The following is a 1675-nucleotide window of genomic DNA, read 5'->3' as shown; positions in this document are numbered from 1 at the left end:
GGATGTTGCCAGGTAGTAAACCTCTATATTTTATATAGAGGTTTTTTATTTTTTGTTTTAAATTTAAGTCTTATGTAAATGTATTCATAGTTTGAGATTTGAAAATATCTAATTATTATAAGGAATAAATTTTATAAAACTAATATACAATTTATGAATTTTTTTTATATAATGTATATAGGTTAAAAATTAATTAAAGATATTTAATCATTAATATAAGCAGTTAATCAATATAAAACAGATTGGCAATGTTATTTAAAATATGAATAGTTATGGAGGTACATATGAAAAAATTTTTAATTAGTGATCTTGATGGTACATTATTAGATGATTGGCACAATATAGATGAAAAAAATTTAGAATACATAAACATTCTGAAAGAAAGAGAGCATGGGTTTGCAATTGCAACAGGAAGAAATGTTGAAGGGGTTAAATTTTTAAAGGATAGATATAAGTTAGAATGCGATTTTTTTATATTGTTAAATGGAGCATTAATAATGGATAATAAGTTTAATATAATAAGAAAAAAAGTTATTAGTTCAACTATATTAAAGGAGCTAGTTAATATAGCTAAAAAAAGTGAACTGAAATTATTTTTTTCTGATGGAGACAAGTATATGTATTTAGAAGAATTAGGAACTGTAGAATTTTGTGATATTAAATTTAGTCCATACAAGTCTTTAGACCATATATTAAATAACAAAACCCCAATAATATCAGCATCATTTATGGGAAATAAGAATAATATTAAAGAATTAAATACATTGGTAAATAAGCTTAATAGTTTTGAGGAGATAGATGCTTTTAGAAATCAACATTTTATAGATATTGCAGCTAAAGGTGTATCAAAAGGAGAAGGAATAAACTATATACAAAAAAATATGGAAATAAAATCAGATAATATATATGTTATAGGAGATTCATGGAATGATGTATCAATGTTATCAGCATATAAAAATTCATATACATTTAATCATACAGAGGACAAGCTTAAGAAACATGCAACGAATTTAGTTAATAGAGTTAGTGATTGTATAAAGGATATGATTAAAATTTAAAATTCAGTATAAGTAAAACTTCCGCATAATGCAGAAGTTTTTTTGAATAAAATGGGAAAAATGTGTTTACAAATTATGGGAATGAATGTAATATATAAAATATAGGTATATTTTATATAAGGGGGAGTACACGTGAGTAGAGGAAGAAAAAAAATGGAGAATTCTAATAACGAAGTTTTTAGCATGAGAATAAGTAAATCACAAAAGGAAGTCTTAGAAAAAAATCAATTTATAAAGAATGATATAGTAAATTATGTAAGGAATTATTTAAGTTCTTATACAATGGATAAAAAATCACTTTAAACTTATCCTAGTGTATCTATATGTGTAAATTAAAGCATTTAAGAGGAAAACTACGAATAAATTCAATAATCATTGTGAATAGAAATATATATGTATATATTTAAATTTGTATGTGATATTATAAATCTTGTCGCCGATGACACCTAGTTATTAACTTAGGCAGTCGTCAAGCTCTTAAAAATTTTCAAATTGAAGAAAAAAGAGTTGACACAGAGTGTTTTAAATGTTATTATAAAGAAGTCGCATGAAGCGGCAAACAAATTGGTCTTTGAAAATTAAACAGATTAAGATAAAGAACCAGCAATTCTTTTACA

Annotated in this window: 2 protein-coding genes; both read left to right on the top strand. The window is 24.1% G+C overall.

What is annotated here, in order from left to right; translation table 11 throughout:
• Positions 1-284: 284 nt before the first annotated feature.
• Positions 285-1058, top strand: a complete 774-nt coding sequence (locus BM119_RS19450) for a Cof-type HAD-IIB family hydrolase (protein ID WP_177199528.1) — start codon at positions 285-287, stop codon at positions 1056-1058.
• A gap of 132 nt (positions 1059-1190) precedes the next feature.
• The gene (locus BM119_RS20115) at positions 1191-1361 is read left to right on the top strand and encodes a hypothetical protein (protein ID WP_177199527.1); all 171 of its coding nucleotides are present in this window, start codon (positions 1191-1193) and stop codon (positions 1359-1361) included.
• The last annotated feature ends 314 nt before the right edge of the window (positions 1362-1675 follow it).

The sequence above is a fragment of the Clostridium frigidicarnis genome, from assembly GCF_900111985.1.
GTDB lineage: Bacteria > Bacillota > Clostridia > Clostridiales > Clostridiaceae > Clostridium_Z > Clostridium_Z frigidicarnis.
Note: the sequence above shows the minus strand (reverse complement) of the source record. Positions and strands in the feature narration are given on the sequence as shown.